The sequence below is a fragment of the Gilvimarinus sp. 1_MG-2023 genome, assembly GCF_030548285.1.
This window is the reverse complement of sequence record NZ_JAUOSC010001635.1, coordinates 1-239: the sequence shown is the minus strand read 5'-3', so window position 1 is coordinate 239 and position 239 is coordinate 1. Positions and strand designations below refer to the sequence as shown.

General features: G+C 50.2%; 1 protein-coding gene. It reads left to right on the top strand.

Going from position 1 to position 239, the window contains the following annotated elements; translation table 11 throughout:
* On the top strand, window positions 1–239 hold a 239-nt coding region (locus tag Q4563_RS22335), incomplete at both ends, for an ABC transporter permease subunit (RefSeq protein ID WP_303606103.1).

The window sequence follows — 239 nt, the reverse complement described above, 5'->3', positions numbered from 1 at the left end:
GGGTATGACGCCATTAAAAACCTTTGTTCGTATCATCATGCCGCAAGTGTGGCGCCTGGCGATTCCTGGTTTGGGCAATCTGTTTCAGGTCTTGCTGAAAGATACGGCTCTGGTCTCTGTGGTTGGTTTGAATGAGCTGATGCGGCAAGCGTCGGTCGGTGCTGCCAATACCAAACAACCGTTCGATTTTTATCTTGCTGCTGCCTTGTTGTATCTGTTACTCACGGTTGCCACCACAC